Source organism: Mesorhizobium sp. P2_E7 (genome assembly GCF_056403855.1).
Genome location: NZ_JBFUER010000003.1, coordinates 219,918 through 236,985, shown reverse-complemented (window position 1 = coordinate 236,985; position 17,068 = coordinate 219,918). Strand labels below are relative to the sequence as shown.

General features: G+C 62.8%; 21 protein-coding genes. 11 read left to right on the top strand and 10 right to left on the bottom strand.

Annotated features, from left to right (window positions below; translation table 11 throughout):
• Nucleotides 1–132: 132 nt before the first annotated feature.
• Nucleotides 133–1,779 (top strand): CHASE domain-containing protein, encoded by a 1,647-nt coding sequence (locus tag AC1DYC_RS20225; protein WP_477409327.1) that lies wholly within the window; start codon nucleotides 133–135, stop codon nucleotides 1,777–1,779.
• A gap of 38 nt (nucleotides 1,780–1,817) precedes the next feature.
• Here AC1DYC_RS20225 and AC1DYC_RS20220 read toward each other — a convergent pair whose 3' ends face one another.
• The 6 genes from AC1DYC_RS20220 to AC1DYC_RS20195 form a co-directional block, all read right to left on the bottom strand.
• Entirely contained in the window at nucleotides 1,818–2,060 is a 243-nt protein-coding gene (locus AC1DYC_RS20220; RefSeq protein ID WP_112559509.1) for a YMGG-like glycine zipper-containing protein, read from the bottom strand.
• 83 nt (nucleotides 2,061–2,143) lie between these two features.
• The gene (locus tag AC1DYC_RS20215) at nucleotides 2,144–2,470 is read right to left on the bottom strand and encodes a hypothetical protein (RefSeq protein WP_477409324.1); all 327 of its coding nucleotides are present in this window, start codon (nucleotides 2,468–2,470) and stop codon (nucleotides 2,144–2,146) included.
• Between the two features lie 150 nt (nucleotides 2,471–2,620).
• A complete protein-coding gene (locus tag AC1DYC_RS20210) occupies nucleotides 2,621–2,803 on the bottom strand; it encodes a hypothetical protein (RefSeq protein ID WP_477409322.1) in 183 nt (60 codons plus the stop codon).
• 181 nt (nucleotides 2,804–2,984) lie between these two features.
• A complete protein-coding gene (locus AC1DYC_RS20205) occupies nucleotides 2,985–4,022 on the bottom strand; it encodes a sensor histidine kinase (protein WP_477409320.1) in 1,038 nt (345 codons plus the stop codon).
• 167 nt (nucleotides 4,023–4,189) lie between these two features.
• On the bottom strand, nucleotides 4,190–4,357 hold the full coding sequence (locus tag AC1DYC_RS20200; RefSeq protein WP_023670098.1) for a DUF1328 domain-containing protein: 168 nt from the start codon (nucleotides 4,355–4,357) through the stop codon (nucleotides 4,190–4,192).
• 225 nt (nucleotides 4,358–4,582) lie between these two features.
• The gene (locus AC1DYC_RS20195) at nucleotides 4,583–5,377 is read right to left on the bottom strand and encodes a response regulator (protein WP_477409318.1); all 795 of its coding nucleotides are present in this window, start codon (nucleotides 5,375–5,377) and stop codon (nucleotides 4,583–4,585) included.
• Between the two features lie 213 nt (nucleotides 5,378–5,590).
• Between AC1DYC_RS20195 and AC1DYC_RS20190 the strand changes: the two genes are divergently transcribed.
• Both AC1DYC_RS20190 and AC1DYC_RS20185 read left to right on the top strand, forming a co-directional pair.
• On the top strand, nucleotides 5,591–5,794 hold the full coding sequence (locus tag AC1DYC_RS20190; protein WP_477409317.1) for a NepR family anti-sigma factor: 204 nt from the start codon (nucleotides 5,591–5,593) through the stop codon (nucleotides 5,792–5,794).
• Nucleotides 5,795–5,797: 3 nt separating this feature from the next.
• Complete coding sequence (locus tag AC1DYC_RS20185) at nucleotides 5,798–6,349, top strand: RNA polymerase sigma factor (protein WP_477262968.1); 552 nt, start codon at nucleotides 5,798–5,800, stop codon at nucleotides 6,347–6,349.
• 45 nt (nucleotides 6,350–6,394) lie between these two features.
• Here the strand turns inward: AC1DYC_RS20185 and AC1DYC_RS20180 are convergent, their stop codons facing one another.
• On the bottom strand, nucleotides 6,395–6,712 hold the full coding sequence (locus tag AC1DYC_RS20180) for a response regulator (protein WP_477409630.1): 318 nt from the start codon (nucleotides 6,710–6,712) through the stop codon (nucleotides 6,395–6,397).
• 350 nt (nucleotides 6,713–7,062) lie between these two features.
• Between AC1DYC_RS20180 and AC1DYC_RS20175 the strand changes: the two genes are divergently transcribed.
• The 3 genes from AC1DYC_RS20175 (at nucleotide 7,063) to AC1DYC_RS20165 (ending at nucleotide 8,746) form a co-directional block, all read left to right on the top strand.
• Entirely contained in the window at nucleotides 7,063–7,824 is a 762-nt protein-coding gene (locus AC1DYC_RS20175; RefSeq protein WP_477305855.1) for a Crp/Fnr family transcriptional regulator, read from the top strand.
• A gap of 121 nt (nucleotides 7,825–7,945) precedes the next feature.
• On the top strand, nucleotides 7,946–8,272 hold the full coding sequence (locus AC1DYC_RS20170; RefSeq protein WP_181058073.1) for an ElaB/YgaM/YqjD family protein: 327 nt from the start codon (nucleotides 7,946–7,948) through the stop codon (nucleotides 8,270–8,272).
• Between the two features lie 12 nt (nucleotides 8,273–8,284).
• Nucleotides 8,285–8,746, top strand: coding sequence for a hypothetical protein (locus tag AC1DYC_RS20165; protein WP_477409315.1), 462 nt, complete (start codon nucleotides 8,285–8,287; stop codon nucleotides 8,744–8,746).
• A 20-nt stretch (nucleotides 8,747–8,766) separates the two neighbouring features.
• Here the strand turns inward: AC1DYC_RS20165 and AC1DYC_RS20160 are convergent, their stop codons facing one another.
• Nucleotides 8,767–10,287, bottom strand: coding sequence for a sensor histidine kinase (locus AC1DYC_RS20160; protein WP_477409313.1), 1,521 nt, complete (start codon nucleotides 10,285–10,287; stop codon nucleotides 8,767–8,769).
• Nucleotides 10,288–10,453: 166 nt separating this feature from the next.
• Between AC1DYC_RS20160 and AC1DYC_RS20155 the strand changes: the two genes are divergently transcribed.
• On the top strand, nucleotides 10,454–10,648 hold the full coding sequence (locus AC1DYC_RS20155) for a hypothetical protein (RefSeq protein WP_352585274.1): 195 nt from the start codon (nucleotides 10,454–10,456) through the stop codon (nucleotides 10,646–10,648).
• A 26-nt stretch (nucleotides 10,649–10,674) separates the two neighbouring features.
• Here AC1DYC_RS20155 and AC1DYC_RS20150 read toward each other — a convergent pair whose 3' ends face one another.
• On the bottom strand, nucleotides 10,675–11,595 hold the full coding sequence (locus AC1DYC_RS20150) for a diacylglycerol/lipid kinase family protein (RefSeq protein ID WP_477409311.1): 921 nt from the start codon (nucleotides 11,593–11,595) through the stop codon (nucleotides 10,675–10,677).
• Between the two features lie 255 nt (nucleotides 11,596–11,850).
• Here AC1DYC_RS20150 and AC1DYC_RS20145 point away from each other — a divergent pair, with 255 nt between their 5' ends.
• On the top strand, nucleotides 11,851–13,182 hold the full coding sequence (locus AC1DYC_RS20145; RefSeq protein WP_477409309.1) for a PRC-barrel domain-containing protein: 1,332 nt from the start codon (nucleotides 11,851–11,853) through the stop codon (nucleotides 13,180–13,182).
• Between the two features lie 99 nt (nucleotides 13,183–13,281).
• Here AC1DYC_RS20145 and AC1DYC_RS20140 read toward each other — a convergent pair whose 3' ends face one another.
• Nucleotides 13,282–14,838 carry an alkaline phosphatase family protein gene (locus AC1DYC_RS20140; protein ID WP_477409307.1) on the bottom strand — a complete coding sequence of 519 codons (1,557 nt, stop codon included), beginning with the start codon at nucleotides 14,836–14,838 and terminating at the stop codon, nucleotides 13,282–13,284.
• A 221-nt stretch (nucleotides 14,839–15,059) separates the two neighbouring features.
• Here AC1DYC_RS20140 and AC1DYC_RS20135 point away from each other — a divergent pair, with 221 nt between their 5' ends.
• From AC1DYC_RS20135 to AC1DYC_RS20125, 3 genes are read left to right on the top strand one after another with little or no spacing between them, the layout of a single operon-like run.
• Nucleotides 15,060–15,992: a VOC family protein gene (locus AC1DYC_RS20135; protein WP_477409305.1), complete on the top strand. Its 933-nt coding sequence runs from the start codon at nucleotides 15,060–15,062 to the stop codon at nucleotides 15,990–15,992.
• A 4-nt stretch (nucleotides 15,993–15,996) separates the two neighbouring features.
• Nucleotides 15,997–16,629 carry an alpha/beta hydrolase gene (locus AC1DYC_RS20130; RefSeq protein ID WP_477409303.1) on the top strand — a complete coding sequence of 211 codons (633 nt, stop codon included), beginning with the start codon at nucleotides 15,997–15,999 and terminating at the stop codon, nucleotides 16,627–16,629.
• Nucleotides 16,622–16,921: a GNAT family N-acetyltransferase gene (locus AC1DYC_RS20125; protein WP_477409301.1), complete on the top strand. Its 300-nt coding sequence runs from the start codon at nucleotides 16,622–16,624 to the stop codon at nucleotides 16,919–16,921. The genes AC1DYC_RS20130 and AC1DYC_RS20125 overlap by 8 nt, the downstream gene beginning before the upstream one ends.
• The last annotated feature ends 147 nt before the right edge of the window (nucleotides 16,922–17,068 follow it).

Genomic DNA, 17,068 nt, shown 5'->3' with positions numbered 1-17,068 from the left:
TCCGATGCGCGATCGATAAGCCGGCTAACATCTGGAACGTGATGTGCCAGCTGTCACGATGGTTTGGCCTCGCCATTGTGTTGGCGCGGTGACGTGCCATAAAGGTCCCAGAGACATGGGCCGCAGCATCCTTTGAAGAAGTTTTTCCCGATCGTCGCCTTCATTGCCGTCGCGCTTATCAGCCTGACGATGGCAGGCTTCGCCTACTTCGCCACCCAGGAGGCGGCACGGATCAAATTCGAGGCGACGGCCGACGATGCGCTCAACCGCATCGAAAGCCGCATCGACCTGCATCTGTCGCTGCTGCGCTCGACGCAGGCACTGTTCGACGCCCGCAATGGCGAGATTTCGCGAAGCGAATTCGAGGCCTTCTTCAGTGCGCTCGATGTCGACAGCAATTTTGCCGGCCTGCGCGGCATCGGCTATCTCAGGCTGGCCAAAGCCGGCGACGAAGCGGCGGTCGAGCGCGACATGTTGCGCGACCGTGGCGTGCCACACGCTGTCTATCCGGACTCGTCACAGTCCTGGCGCACGCCTATCGTGCTGTTCGAACCGCTCGACCCCTCCAACGAGTCGACCATCGGCTACGACATGTTCACCGAACCGGTGCGGCGCGAAGCGATCGAAAAAGCGATGGCCGATGACGCGCAGCATGCAAGCGGTCTGGTTCAACTCGGCCAGGGCACGGGTGCGGCGCAGACTTTTACCGGCTTCCTGGTCTTCGTCAGGCTCAATGTCGAAACCGCGCCGGATGGCATCAACGCGTCCAGATCGTCGACTTCAGGCTTTCTCTACGCCGCTTTCCGCGCCCGCGATCTGTTCCAGACCGCGCTCAGCCGCTCACCGCTGCTGCCGGTCAACACTGAGGTCTATGACGGCAAGGTCGACGCCGGCAATCTTCTGTTCCAGTCGGAAACGCCGCCGGTTTCGAGCTTTGGCGACAGGCTGCTGGTGACGCGCAAGATCATCGTCGCCGGCCGGCCGTGGACGGTGCTGTTTCGGCCGACCAGCGCTTTCTCGCAGCCGTCGTCGCGCGCCATTCCGGTGATGCTCGGCCTGTTCGGGCTGCTCCTGGCCGGCGCCATAGCGCTGGTGGCCCGCTACCAGGAGCGCGCCTATGACGCCAAGTCGCTGTTGCACGAGACGACGGAAAAGAGCCTGCTCGAAAAGGATCTGATGCTGCAGGAGATGAAGCATCGGATCAAGAATTCGATCACACGGGTGCTGGCGATCGCGCGCCAGACGGCAGCACACGCCACCGACGTAAAGGAATTCTCCTCCTCCTTCTCGGCCCGCCTGCAGGCGATGGCGGCGTCTCAGGACATGCTGACGCGCTCGCGCTGGCAGAAGGCCGACCTTGGCGATCTCCTTCGCATCGAGCTTGGCCAGGTGTTCGGCAAGGAGCTTCCGGACGGGATATTGTCAGGGCCTCAGGTGCTGCTCGACGAGACGACGACGCAGGCGCTTGGCCTTACCTTCCACGAACTGGCGACCAATGCGCTGAAATATGGCGAGGCCGGCAATTCCGTCGGCGCGCTGAAGGTGGATTGGTCGTTCGAGGGGCGCGGATCCGGCAGGATGCTGGTTCTGAACTGGCGCGAGGCGGGGCAGAAGCAACTAGAAGCGCCGGCCAAGACCGGCTTCGGCACCAAGCTGATCGATCTCAATGTCACGCGCGAATTGCGCGGCACGATCGCCAGAGATTTTCGCGCTGACGGACTTACGGTGGAAATCAGGATCCCGCCGCCCGATACAGGCAAAAAAACGGAGACCGGCTAGCCGGTCTCCGTCTCGATTGTTTGACGCTTTGAAGCGGATCAGCAGCGAGCGGTGTAAAGCCGGCCGCGATTGTCGCGATACTGGCAATAGCCATTGCGCAGGTTGCGCACCAGCAGACCGGAACCGGCACCAACGGCTGCGCCGATGAGCGCACCCTTGCCGCCGCCAACCAGGCCGCCGACGCCGGCGCCAACCAACGTACCGACACCCACGTCCTGTTCGGTCGTGCTGCAGCCGCTGACGGCGACCACGGCAACCATGGCAATAATCAATTTCCGCATTGAGTCTCTCCTCACTTTCGTCCTCACTTTAATAAGCTCCAGCCGCCATTTAGCATGAAATGACGGCTTTTGCCCGCTCGATTTTATTGTTGGCGAAGATAGTCTTTTTCGGGGCGCGTCAAATCCGACGCAACCACGACGTTGGAAATCTGCAAGGATGCGTCGAGCGAACCGTCAGGGCGCACGTTCCAGACGATCTGGTCGTAGTCGTCCTCCAGGGCAGGATCGACGGCAAGACATTTGGCAACGACGTGCTCAGCCTGACCCTGCACGTCACCCATGGCGAAAGGCCGCTCGGCGGTGCATGCCTGCGCGGTCTCGAACACGCTGACCGGCACCGGCAGTTCGCGGCATTCCGTCATGCTGTTCGAACAGCCGATAACCAGAAGCAAAGCGGCGATGTGTTCCACGGCGAGGATCCTCTCGCCATAAGAACGGTCTGCAGCCGTCAAAGTTCCTGTGATGAAAGCTGGGGACGTTAATAATTGGCTGGCCAGGGAGCCAGACCGGACTCTCAGCTCAGCCTGACTTGGAGCAGTGTGAACTTGAGCGACCCTGGCTCAGCCCAGTTGCGACGCCAAGATCAGCACGATGGCGGCGACGAACGCGACAGCGGCGAAGCGAAGCAAGGGATGCCAGGGGTGCGGCGCAGGCGTGGCGGAAGCGTCCGGATCCTGAAAGCCGCTCATCGAGACGCGGGCGGCCTGTTCCAGCCTGTTCATGTCGGCAACCGTCAAGATCATTCCTCCCATACTTGCGTTGCAGGCCGCGGCCGAAGCGTTGGTTGAATCGGCCGAGAGCCGGCAATCTCTGGGAGCCTCAGCATCGGACTTTATGGTGAACAGCGGGTTAAGGAATCCGGCGCTCTGGGCTCTCTGCTTGACGCAATTCAGGACGGAATTGCTCTGAGGCAAATTCGGCCCATCACTCGGTTTCGAAATTGCCGTGCGGAACGACAAGCCGATATTCGAGACGGTCGCCAGTGATTTCCAGTGTCGCCGTGCCGTTCAGCGATGCCGGCACGACGCGTTCGAGAGCAACGCTGCCGAAGCGTTTCTCGGTGCGCCTATTGTCATTGGCGACGATGGCCTCGACCCAGGTCAGCGACAAAGCCGGCTTATCAACGGCCTCCGTGAGGTTCGACAGATTGGCGGTAACCTCGACAAAGCCATCCGGCCGCGCGAGGGCACCGTAGCTGAATGAATTGACGGCGAGCTCGTGCATGGCCAGGCCGATATGAAGCGCGGCGTTGGGATTGAGGTATGGGTTGACGCCATTGAAGCGCAGGCTCTGTGCGGGATCGGCGCCGTAGCGCACGACCTGGCCACGGACAAGCTCGCGTAGTGCAGCACCCCGCCAGTTCGACGACGTCACCAGATCCTGAGAGGAGGCCAGTGACTGCAACCGGCCGCGAAAGCGCGTCAGGAAATCGTCCGATGTCTCGGAATAGCGGCCGGTCTGGGTGGCAATGCTCTGGATGATGGCCAACAGGTTTTTCGAGCGGTGGCTGACCTCGCGCAACAGCGTCTTCAGCGTCTGTTCGCGGCGTTTCTGCTCGGTTGTCTCCACCATTGTGGTGACAACACCCTGAACATCGCCGCCATCGCCGCGATCGGCATCGACCCACACCTGGAACCAGCGGATGCCTTCGGCGGTGGGAACGCTGAGCTCGAGGCGTTCGGGATTGCCGGAAGCGATGACGTGGCGTTTCACGGCGTCGATGTGTTCGACCTGGGCCGGCGGCAGGATGCCGTTGCTGTCCGCAGTGTCGGAATCCCATGGCTCTCGCATGTTGCGCGCCCACACGGTCTTCATCTCGCGGTCCTGATACAGAACGGAAATGCCGGCATTGTGCAGAGCGTGGAGCAAGGCACGGCCGAGTTGTATCCCGCTTTCAGCGGGATGCAGGGCTATGACTTCGTCACTCCGCCCGCTTTCGCCTGTCTCGCCTCTGGCACGCATCAGTCACCTGTCCACCCACTCAAGCTGAACGATCCACGCAGAAATCAGTTCCTGAAGTAAGCCCTGAAACAGGTCCGCCGGACGGTGTCCCTTTGGGAGGACACCGCCCGGCGGTGGCTGGAAACCGTTTGAGGGGTGCGGCTTCCAGTGTTGGCTCGCTGCCGGTCTTACGACGCCCGCCTGAACAGGCCGGCCAGAAGCGAGATGACGAGGAAGGCGAGGAAGATGAAGAACAGGATTTGCGCGATGCCGGCGGAGGTACCGGCGATACCGCCGAAACCAAGCGCGCCGGCGATGATCGCCACAACCAGAAATACGAGCGCCCAGTAGAGCATGATCTGTCTCCTTCCGATGCTGAGATAAGAACGTGGGTGGTTGGTGTTTGTTCCACCCTTTGCCGAAAAAGGCAGCCTTTGGAAGGGCCCCGGACGCGAATTGATTCAGGCACGCGAGTGCGACCATGCAAGCGCGGCATGCAACGAACGACGACTGGCGATCGCCGGTGGACGATCGCCAGTGCCTGGCTACGCCGCGGGATGCGGCGAACGTTGGAGATTATGTCAGGCGGCGGCCTTGGCCTGCCGGTCGAAGAACAGCGCCTGGCTGATCAGCGCCTTGACCATGTCGGGATTGAACGGCTTGGTGACGAGGAAAGCGGGTTCGGGCCGCTCGCCGGTCAGCAGACGCTCGGGGAAGGCGGTGATGAAGATCACGGGCACCGAGGTCGACGACAGGATCTCGTTAACGGCATCGATGCCCGAGCTGCCGTCGGCAAGCTGGATGTCGGCCAGCACCATCTTCGGCCTTGTCTTGCCGAACATCGCCACCGCCTCGGCATGGGTGCGGGCGGTGCCGACCACACGGTGACCGAGGCTCTCGACCATTTCCTCGATGTCCATGGCGATCAGCGGCTCGTCCTCGATGATCAGCACGTCGGTCGCCACCTGGCGGGAAATCTCGTTGCTCGCCTGGGCAAGCAGTTCGGAGAATTCCCCGGCGTCGACATCGAGAACTTCAGCCGCCTCGTCTTCGCTAAAGCCTTCGACCGCAACCAGCAGGAAGGCTTGGCGTGGCCGTGGCGCAATGGCGTTCAGATTGGCGGCGGCTCGCTGCTCCCATGCCGATTGCGCCTGCTCCTGCGGAACGCGAATGGCAATGGAGGTGAACAATTTGGCGAAAACCTTGTAGATCGCGATGCGGTCGTTCGACGCTTCGGGGAAGATGTCGACGTCGGCGATGATAGCTTCGAGCATCGCGGCGACCAGCGCATCGCCACTCTCCTGCGATCCCGAAACGGCGCGCGAAAAGCGGCGCAGGAACGGCAGGTGCGGAGCAATGGTTGCGGAAAGGCTCATGATAGACGTCTCCCTCAGATGACGTGATTGCATAGATTCCAGGTCAAGCTGATTGCAAGCCCCGGCAAACAAACGCGGGTTTTGCGAAAAAGTTCCGAGGGTTGTGGAACGAATCTCCAGGGACCACGTTTGTGGTGCGATGGGCAACCAGACGAGGGGGCCGCTTTGCGTTGTGTAATAGGGCGGCTCGGGACGCTGGATTTTAAGGGCGAAATGAAGGACATGAATAAAGAAACACTGGCTGGCGTCGCTGACAGGCGCCGGGCCAATTCCGGCGACCCGCTCGGGGCGAATTCGGAAATCGGCCGCAAACTCAAACAATATTATGACGAGCTGGTCTCCGACAATGTGCCGGATCGCTTCGCCCAGTTGCTCAGCCAGCTGGAACAGGCCGAACCCGCACAGAAGAAGGACTGAGGCATGGCAGCTGTCTCACAAGGGTTCAAGACCGATTTGCTCGGCTCGATCCCGAGCCTGCGGGCCTTTGCCGTGTCGCTGACGCAGAATGCCGACAAGGCCGACGATCTGGTGCAGGAGACGCTGGTCAAGGCCTGGGACAAGCATGAGAGCTTCCAGCCGGGCACCAATCTCAAGGCATGGCTGTTCACCATCCTGCGCAATGAGTTCTATTCGCAGATGCGCAAGCGCGGCCGCGAAGTGCAGGACAGTGACGGCATCATGACCGCCAGGCTCGCCGTTCATCCGGCCCAGCACGGCCAGCTCGACCTCAAGGATTTTCGCAGCGCGCTCGAGCAATTGCCCGAGGACCAGCGTGAGGCCATCATCCTGATCGGCGCTTCCGGCTTTTCGTATGAAGAGGCTGCCGAGATCTGCGGCTGCGCGGTCGGAACGATCAAGAGCCGGGTCAGCCGGGCCCGCACGCGGTTGCAGGAGATCCTGAAAATCTCCGGCGAAGACGAATACGGGCCGGATGCCATCTCGTCCCAGGTCACCGGCTCGAACGCCGCCTGACAACGGAGCCCGTTTGCGGGTTCCTAAGTCCCCATCGACGGCATTTCAGACTGGCGCGCGGCCGCAGGCCACGGCCAGCGCCTCGACGAGGTCGTCTCCCGAATATGGCTTGGTCACCAGTCGGACGCCCGGGAAAGACGCCTTGATCTCGTCCGCGTCCGAATAGCCGGAGGCAAAGACGAAGGGTGTGCCCGCCTGTTGCAGTTGCGCGGCGAAGTCGAGCGTCGACGTTCCACTCAGCATGAGGTCGACGATAACGCCGTCGAACCTGTCGGCGACCGTCTGCTCGTCGATCTCGGCCAGATCGCGGGCAATCACCACGTCGCCGGCGCCATGGTCGCGGCAAAGCTGCTCGACATCCATGGCGATCAGGAATTCATCCTCCAGGACAAGAATTCGCAATCCCTCAAGCAATGGGGGCACCTGGCATTCTCTCCTTAATTCTTGCGGCATCGGGTTCAGTGACTCCAGTCAACCGCATCGCGGACCTTGGGGGAATGGCCAGTGGCCTTAATCCGAAAAATTCGCTCGCCGGGTCTGCTCCAACGCCAGGCGAGCTTCGAATTCGCCTCACTGGAGTGCAGTGAGTCATGATCGCTATTTGCCATCCTGTCATTTAAAAAAGACATGCCCATCGCCGGCGGCGGAACCGCGGACCTTACAAAGGCGTTGCAGAGAGTCTCTGTCGAAGGGGCGTTCGAAGAGGGGTCGAAATGTCTGGCCAGAACGGTCGTTCCTTTTCCAGCCGCCAATATCCGTGCGAGAAGTGCCCGCTCCGGCCGTTGCAGGTGTTCCGGGACTTTGAGAAGCAGGAGCTTGCCTTCGTCAGCACGTTCAAGAAGGGCGAACTGGCCGTCGACAAGGGCGCCACGGTGCTGGTCGAAGGCAGTCACAGCGCTCATCTGTATACGGTGCTTTCGGGCTGGGCCTTCCGCTATAAATTGCTATCGGACGGCAGGCGCCAGATCCTGAACTATTCCATGCCCGGCGATCTCATAGGCCTGCAGGGCAGCCTGCTTGGTGAGATGCAACACTCAATCGAGGCGCTGTCGCCGATGCTGTTATGCGTCTTCGAACGCGAAAACCTGCACGAGCTCTACCGCAACCATCCGGGCCTTGCCTACGACATTACCTGGATGGCATCGCGCGAGGAGCGCATGCTGGACGAGAATTTGCTCAGCATCGGCAGGCGCACGGCGATCGAGCGCGCGGCCTATCTCATCGCCTTTATCGCCAGCCGCGCGGCGGTAGTCGGGCTCAACGGCAAGGCGCCGGTGCAAATCCCGATCACCCAGCAGCACATCGCCGATACGCTCGGCCTGTCGCTGGTCCACACCAACAAGACGATCCGCAAGCTGATCGACCGCAAGCTCATCGCCTGGCGCGACGGCGGTTGCGAAGTGATCGACAGGGACGCGCTGAAGGACCTCGCGCGCTGGGAAGGGCTGGGTGAAGGTCGCCGGCCGTTGATCTGACCTGGGATCAGCTGGGCTGGACTCACAGAAGCAAACGCCCTTTCATAGATAGGGTCTCCGACTTCGGAACCTTGACGTGTGTGGGGCGTTTGAAACCAAGCAAACGCAAGGAGTTATGGGAATGGCAACTGCTGCAGGAAAAACCGCTGGCGAAAGCCAGACGAATGCCGACCTCGAAGCCGATATCAGGCAGTTGAAGGCCGATATCGAAAAGCTCACCAAGCAATTGGCCAAGACCGGCGAGCACGGTTACGGGACAGCCCGGCGCGCTGCTGCCGAAGGCGTCGAGCAGTTGCGCGCCCAGGGCGAAGCCGCCTTCGACAGCCTGCGCGGCAACGCCAAGGATCTGGAGGCCCAGATCACCGCCAATGTGCGCGAAAAGCCGGTGACCTCGCTGGCCATTGCAGCCGGCGTCGGCTTCCTGTTTGCGCTTCTCGCCCGGCGCTAGTTTTCGCTAGACATGGGGACGCTGGCATCGCTGATTTCGGCTTTGGCCTCGGGTGAGGCCATTGCCGCCATGCGCCGCGCGCGCACGGCGGCAGTCGTCTATGGGCTCGCCGCGGTTGCGGCTCTGTGCGGTCTCGGGTTTCTCTTGGGGGCGGCCTATATCTGGGCCGCCGACCGCTATGGGCCGATGGCGGCATGTCTGGGATTCGCGGCCGGCTTCCTGGTGCTGGCCGGGCTCATCCTGCTCATCCATCAACTGGCGGCCGGCACGCGCGCCCGTCGCCGTGCACGAAGGCGCAATGCCGACCTGAAGGCGCTCGGCATCACGGCGGCCCTTGCCTTACTGCCGTCGCTGCTCAAGGGGAAAGGCGGCAAGGAACTTGTCCTTGGACCGATCATCGCGCTGGTGGCCTATGCCATCTACAAGGAAAACGTCAAACCGCCACCGGGCGATCCGGACGACGAGGCCGAGTAGGCCCGAACTCCCCCGACGCTTCAGCTCGGCAGATCTTCCAGCGGCATCGATATTTCTGCGAATACGCCTTCCCGACGGAATTCGTGGACCACCTCGCTGGACAAAACCTTGGCGAGGCTACGGCGGATCAGGATCGAGCCGAAGCCTTGACGTTCGGGCTGATCGACCTTGGGCCCACCGCTTTCGCGCCAGGTCAGCACAAGGCGGCGTGCGCCTTTCTTGCCGAGCGCTTTCCAGTCGACGTCGACCTTTCCCGAGCCCACCGACAGCGATCCGTATTGCAGCGCGTTGCTGGCCAGTTCGTGCATGATCAGGCCGAGGCCCACCGCCTGGTCGGGCGAAAGCAGCAGATCGGGGCCGGAGATCGCGATGCGCGGCTGTTCGGCCGAATCGAAAGGCTTGACCTCGATCTGCATCAGTTCGCGGATGCCGATGCCGCGCCATTCGCGATCGGACAAGAGGTTATGGGCAGCGCCCAGCGCCTGCAGCCTGGCGCCGAAGGCTTCGAGGAATTCGCTTGGGCGGCGGGCGTGGCGAACGGTCTGCGTCGCCAGCGCCTGCACCGTCGCCAACGTGTTCTTGACCCGGTGGTTGAGCTCGCGCAGCAACAACCGTTGCCGCTCCTCACCGAGCTTGCGTTCCGAGATGTCGTAATTGACGCCGAAGATCAGCGTCGGTTTGCCTTCGCCGTCGCGCTCGATGACGCGGCCGCGGGTGGCTATCCAGCGCGGCGGATCGAAGCCCTTGACCCGGTATTCGCCGAAATAATCGTCGCTGCCGGTCAAGGCGTCGCGGAAGCGCGTCTCGGTCTGGTAGACGTCGCGCGGGTCGATGGCGCCCAGTATGTCGCGCGCCCGCAACCGGTTCGAGCGTGGCAGGTTGAACAGCTCCGACAGGCGCACATCGCATTCGATCATGTCGGTGCGGATATCCCAGGCCCAGCTGGCAAGCGAGGCGGCATCGAGCGCAATGGCGCGGCGCTTTTCCTCCTGCGCCAAAGCCGCGGCGGCAATGGCGCCGCTACGGGTGGCGTCCTTGAGCGTAAACAGGCTGGCGGCGAGGCCGGCCAGCGCCTTCAGCTGAGCGAGTGCGGCCGCGGAGGGAAAGTCATGCGGCTTTCGGTCGAGTACGCAGACGGTGCCAATGCGAGCACCGGCCACCACCATGGGCGCGCCGACATAAAAGCGCAGATGATGCTCGCCGGTCACGAGCGGATTGGCGGCGAAGCGGGGATCGATGCTGGCATCGGTCACCACCATAGGCTCGTCGCCGGCGGCAATGGCGTGGGCGCAGAACGAGATGTCGGTGGCGGTCTCGGTCTCGTCCAGACCGACACAGGACTTGAACCATTGTCGTTCGGTATCGAGCAGCGTGACTAGGGCGATGGGCGCCTGCATCACCGCGGCGGCAAGAACGGTGATGCGGTCGAAGTCGGGATCCGCGGCGGTGTCGATCGCCTCAAGCCCGTGCAGCACGGCAAGCCGCTCCGGCGCCGCCACGGCGCGGCGGACCTCGACCGGCAGACCAGCCTGCTTCGCCACCTTGCTATCCACCAAGCCCCCTCGCTTGCAGGCCCCATCCGCAGTGGCGCGCGTCTTGCTCAGCCCTCGCGACCCGGAACTTTTGTAGCAAGCAATCGTTACCCGACCATGTTTCGCCAGCCATGGTTTTGTCCACGCTTGCAGTTGCACCACGGGAACGCCGCCAATGACCAAGATCATCCCTGAGAACAAAGCCCGTCAGGGGCGCTGGGGTTGGCATGGGCTGCGCATCCTGATCGCCGCGCTGCTGCTGGCCTTCATCGCCTGGGGCGCTGCCGAGATTTATGGCGAGAAGATCGACAACAGGGCTCCGGCCAACCAGAGCGCGCCCGCTGGCCAGGACCAGCCAGCCGGCGGCTGAAGCGCTCGTCGTCTTCGGCGCTCGCATCAGGCGGCCTTTGCCTGCGCAGCCCGCGCCGGAACCAGAACATTCAACGCGCCGGGGTGAATCTGCACAGTTGTTTCGCGCTCCAGCTTGACCAGTTCACCGTCGATGACGGCGCCGAATTTCTTGCTTCCGGTGTGGATTTTCACGACTGCCTTATCGGCCTGATGGATTTCGACATGGTCGCTGTCGCGCCACCGGCCGCGCACCATATCGAAAAGGGCCCTGGCCAGTTCGCCGCGCTGCCGCGCCACGGTGACATAGATGCCGAGCACGCCGCCGGCAGGATTGTCGGCATAAGGCAGGTGGCCCTCGCCGAACAGATTGTTGGAGATTCCGATGCCGCTGATACGGGTGACGATCTCGGCGTCGCCGACCGTCAACGTCACCTTCATGGCGGGCGGATTGTTGATCGTCGTCCAGGCGGCCTTTGCCGAAGCGCGGATCTTTCCCAGGCGCGAAGCAAACTCCATGGCGTCGCGCAGCTTCACCATCCTGGCATGCAGGCCGATCGAGAACTGATGAACGAAAGGCCGGCCATTGGCGCTGGCGATGTCGATCGCGTTCACTTCGCCGTCGGCGAAGGACTTCAGCGCCGCATCGAGGGTCTGCGGTATGCCCAGGCCGCGGGCGAAAAGGTTCATCGTCCCGGCTGGCAGGACAGCCAGCGCCTTCTTGGTGTTCATCAGCCGCGCCGCAGCGGCTGAAATGGTACCGTCACCGCCGCCGGCCAGCACCACGTCGATGGCGCGCCGCGAGGCGACCTTGTCGAGCGCCGCGACAATGTCCTTGCCTTCGACGATGTCGATATCGATGGTATGGCCGGCCGCCTCAAGCGTCTGGCGCATCCGGTCCGAAAACGCGGAAAGATCAGTCGTCCGCAAGGTGCCGCCGTCCCGGTTCAGCACCGCCGCAAATCGCATGCCCGCTCCGTATTCTTCTTAGGGCCGGAATGCCCAGCCACAGGCTGGAACGGGCAAGCCTTACAAAGGTTCCATAGGTCGGCCCGAAATGTCGGGCGATTCCACGGACTTGTCCGAGGTGCGGCAACAACCCCGTTTTTTCGGAACAAGCGCCTTGTCACAACGTTGTGAACGCATTGGAGGCGCCGCTTTCGGTCTCCCGGCAATGGCTGCCGGTTGCGGCGCGCACGAGATCACGCAAGAGGAGACTTAATCATGATCCGCACTTTGTTCGCGACGACCGCGCTTGCAACGCTAATCGCCACCGGTGCTTTTGCGCAGTCAACGACAGCGCCGGCGACAACCCCAGCACCGGCTGAAGCCCCTGCCACCATCGCGCCGGCAGCGCAGCAGGCCGAGGGCGCCCTGATGACCAATATCATCGGCGAATCCGTTTATAACGGCACCGCCGACGATGCGCAGAAGATCGGTGATATCAGCGATGTCGTCTTCGATGAAAACGGCCAAGTCAAATCCGCTGTCATCGGCGTAGGCGGCTTCCTCGGCATCGGCAGCAAGAACGTCGCCTTCGACTACGGCAAGCTGCAATGGGTCGAGAAGAACGGCGATCGCTGGCTGGTTGCCGATACGACGAAGGAAGCGCTGACGGCGCTGCCGGACTTCGACCGCAAACCTTATGATCCGGTGCCGTCAGCGCCCGCCGTTACCGACAGCGCTCAGAATGACCCTCAGAAGCCCGTCGACTTGAACGCGGCGCCGTCGGAACCCGCGGTGAAGCGCGCTGATGGCAATCTCGCCACCAACATTATCGGCGAGACCGTCTACAACGGCACCGCCGACGATGCCGAGAAGATCGGTGACGTCAACGACATCGTGCTGACCAAGGACGGCAAGGCCCAGTCGCTGGTCATCGGCGTCGGCGGCTTCCTCGGCATGGGCGCCAAGAACGTCACCTATGATTTCGCCAAGGCCGCATGGGCCGAGAAGAATGGCGATCGCTGGCTGGTGGCCCAGACGACCAAGGAAGAACTGCAGGCGCAGCCGGATTTCGACCGCAAGGTCTATGATCCGGTGCCGGTGACGACGATGTCCGACGCCGGGGCGCCGGCTGCTCCGGCCGCCATGGCCCCTGCGGCGACCGCTCCGGCTGAGACGGCTGCGCCAATGGACAAGACGGCGGAGGCTCCGGCGGCCGAGTCGCCTGACATGAAGGCCACTGACCCGACGCAGACGGCGGCCATCGACAAGTCGATGCTGACCGAAATGCCGGTCGGTGAGATCAGGGGCGACGATCTGAAAGGCACGACCGTCTATGGCGCCAACGACGAAAAGGTTGGTGAGATCGGCGACGTCGTGCTGGCGCCCGACAGCAAGCCGGATGCCGTCATCGTCGATGTCGGCGGCTTCCTCGGCATCGGCGCCAAGGAGGTCGCGATCGGCATGGACAAGCTCAAATTCATGACCGACAAGGACGGCAAGAAGTACCTCTACACCAACTTCACCAAGGACCAACTGCAAGCGCAGGCTGCCTACGACAAGGGCAGCTATGCCGAGAAGCGGGATCAGCAGCGGTTGATGGTGCAGTGAAGGAAGGGAATAGGGCAGTACGGTAGTAAGGCAGTAGGGATAAAAATTAGGGAGCGCGACAGCACTGCCTATCCATACTTTTCCTACTGCCCTACTGCCCTACTGCCCTACTGCCCTACCCACATACCCAGCGACCCCATCCTCAGTCAGCTCCGCCAGCGCCAGCGACTGGTCGAGATGTTCGGCGCGCCAGGCGAGCAGCCGCTCCGCAAATTCAATCCGCACGCTGAGATACGCTGCGTCGGTGGCGACATTGGCTAGCTCGCCCGGATCCTTCTCCAAATCGAACAGCAAGGATGGCAAGCCGCCGCCGAAGTGCACGTATTTGAATTTTTCCGTGCGGATGACGGCGAGGCTGCACTGGCGCGAGCCGATGTCGAAATGCCGTTCGGCTTCGCCGTCGGCAATCGAGCGGAAATCGAATTCCCAATGCGCCGCGTCACGCCAATCCCCTGATGCCTCGCCGTCCAGGAACGGTTTCAGCGAGCGGCCATCGAGATGCGGCTGGGCGTCGGCATCCAGCAGATCGAGCAAGGTCGGGAAGATGTCGACGGCCTCGGTGAAGCGATCGACAACCGATCCGGCTGTCTTGCCGCGACGCGGGTCGCGCACGATCAGCGGGATGTGATAGCTGCCGTCGAAGAAGCCGCCCTTGCCCAGCATGAAATGGTCGCCCATCATCTCGGCATGGTCCGAGGTCAGCACGATGATCGTGTTGTCCCAGGCATTCGCAGCCTGGACCGCTTGCCAGATGCGGCCGAGTTGCGCGTCGACCTCCGAGATCATGCCATAATAGATAGCGCGGATGGCGCGGAGATTGTCGTCGCCCCAGTCGCACACCTTGCCGTCAACGCCGGGGCGGAAACCTCTCCGCTTTTGCCTGCCGAGGTCGTAGGCCAGATAGGGGTGGCTTTCCGCTTCCGCCTGCCAGCTTTCTTGGCGACGGAAGGTAGGGCCGTCCGCAGGATCATACAGCGTGTTGTACGGCTCGGGCACGATGAAGGGCGGATGTGGGCTGATGAAGGAGACATGCGCGAACCAGGGCGCATCCTGTTCGCCCAGCCAGCGGATGAATTCACCGGCGAGGAAAGCCGTCGGCGTCTCGTCCCTGGAATAGACCGGCGGCGCGTTGGTGACGGCGTCGCCCGTTGTTTCACCCACGGGGCGATGGATGCCGGGAGAGCCCGCGCTGGCATCGACGCCACGCGCCTTCAGCCATGACAGCCACGGCTTCTGATGCTCGGGCAGGAACTGGCGCACGCTGAAGCCCGGCAGCACGCCCTCGTAGCTTTTCAGCCGGGGATCGCCCGGCGCCATCGTACGCGGATCGGACGACACGTCGGTGTAGCCGAACAACGTCGGATCGTAGCCGAGCGCGCGGGCCGACAGCGCGATGTTGCCGTGGCGGGCGTCAAGCGGCGTGCCGTTGCGGCAGACGCGGTTGTTCATCTGGTAGAGGCCGGTGTATAGGCAGGCGCGGGCCGGAGAGCAGGGCGCCGCGCCGCCGTAATGCCGCTTGAAAAGGACGCCCTCGGCGGCGAGCGCATCGGTATTCGGCGTCTTCACCGTGGGATGGCCGGCAGCCGAAAGACAGTCGCCGCGCCATTGGTCGCAGGAGATCAGGAGGATGTTCGGACGTCTGCTTTCCGCGGCCAAATTGCGCTATCCTTCATGCTGGGAAGAGGCTCCAGTGAGCCGAATTTTGGCGGTGGCGCAAGCCCGTTGACATTGCTGAAATGGTGAACGTAAATTTTCTGCTGTTCACTATTAGGATACACTCCATTCTGAGTTTGCCGCCTTTGCCGCTGCCGGGCGACCCCTCATATAGGCGTGGACAGCGGCAAGGGCCGCAAAACGCCAAGGGAAGGAGCAAGACAATGCTCGACCAGATCAAGGGCCTGCATCACGTGACCTCAATGGCCGGCGATGCGCGCCAGAACAATGATTTCTTCACCCACAAGCTCGGCCTGCGCCGGGTCAAAAAGACCGTCAATTTCGACGCGCCCGATGTCTATCACCTCTATTATGGCGACGAGCACGGCACGCCGGGTTCGGTGATGACGTATTTTCCGTTCCCGGACATTGCCAGGGGCCGCCACGGCGTCGGCGAGGTCGGCACCACGGCCTATTCGGTGCCGGCGGGTACGCTCGGCTATTGGGAAAAGCGCTTCGCCGATGAAGGCGTTACGGGTCTCTCCCGCGACGATTCGTTCGGCGAGAAAAGGCTCGCCTTCGCCGGTCCCGACGGTGACGGCTTCGCGCTGGTAGAAGACAAGGCCGACTGCCGCGCGCCGTGGCTGAAGGGCGGTGTTCCCGCCGATGAGGCGATCCGCGGCTTCCACTCGGTGTCGCTGCGCCTCAAGGATGGCGGCGCCACCGAAGAGCTGTTGAAGTTCATGGGTTACGAGGAGGTCGACAAATCAGGCAATGTCAGCCGTCTCGCCATCAAGAACGGCAACGGCGCCGATGTCGTCGACATCGAATCGCTGCCGACGGCTGGCTTCGCCAATCTCGGCGCCGGTTCTGTCCACCATGTCGCCTTCGCGGTGGAGAACCGCGCCAAACAGCTCGAAGTGCGCAAGGCGCTGATCGATACGGGCTATGGCGTGACGCCGGTGATCGACCGCGACTATTTCTGGGCGATCTACTTCCGCACGCCGGGCGGCGTGCTGTTCGAAGTCGCCACCAACGAGCCGGGCTTCGACCGTGACGAGGACACCGCCCATCTCGGCGAGGCGCTGAAACTGCCGACGCAGCATCAGCATCTGAGGCCCTATCTCGAAGAGCATCTGCAGAAGCTGGAAGGCTGAGACGATGAGCAAGGACGCTTACATCCACAAGGCGCTGCCGGGTTCGCCCGGCGGCCCGCTGCTCTTCGTCTTCCACGGCACCGGGGCGGACGAGACCCAGCTGCTGTCGCTGGGGCGCGACCTCGCGCCCCAGGCGACTATCATCTCGCCGCGCGGCGATGTCTCCGAACATGGCGCGGCGCGCTTCTTCCGCCGCACCGGCGAGGGCGTCTACGACATGGACGACCTCGCGCGGGCGACCGGCAAGATGGCCGGTTTCATCAAGGCGCAGGTGGAAGCGGCAAAGCCGTCATCGGTGCTGGGCCTCGGCTACTCCAACGGCGCCAACATACTGGCTTCCGTGATGTTCGCTGCGCCTGACCTGTTCGATGCCGCGGTGCTGATGCATCCGCTGATTCCATTCGAACCTGAGGTGAAAGGCAGCCTTGCCGGCCGTCGCATTCTGGTGACCGCCGGCGAGCGCGACCCGATCTGCCCGCCCAATCTGACGTCGCGGCTGGAAGCCTATTTGCGCGCCGATGGCGCCGATGTCACAGTGGAATGGCACGATGGTGGCCACGAGGTGCGGCCGAACGAGATCGAAGCGGCAAGGCGGCTTTTCGCTGGCGCGCCGGTTGAAGGAGCAAGCAATGCCTGACCAACTGCCTGAAATCGAACTGGAGGACCGCGGCTCGAAGGGCCGTTATGTCCTGCGCGGACCGGGCGGCGCCGAGGCCGAGATGACCTTCACCAAGGTCGGCGAGCACCAGCTCATCATCGACCATACCGAAGTGCCGGACGTGTTTCGTGGCCAGGGTGCCGGGCTTCGGCTCGTCACCCGCGCCGTCGAGGACGCGCGGGCCGTGGGCAAGAAGATCATTCCGCTCTGCCCGTTCGCCAACGCCCAGTTCCGCCGCCATCCGGAATGGGCCGATGTGCTGAAGCAATAGGGTGAGCGGCCGGTTCGCCGCAGGCGAATTCATCGTGCCAGGGGCACGATGAAAGGTCGGCGAACGCCGGGACGCTGCGAAGCAGCGGGGACCCGGCAGGTGGATCGGAGCCGCTCAGCCACAAAACGAACACGCGTCTGGCATTTG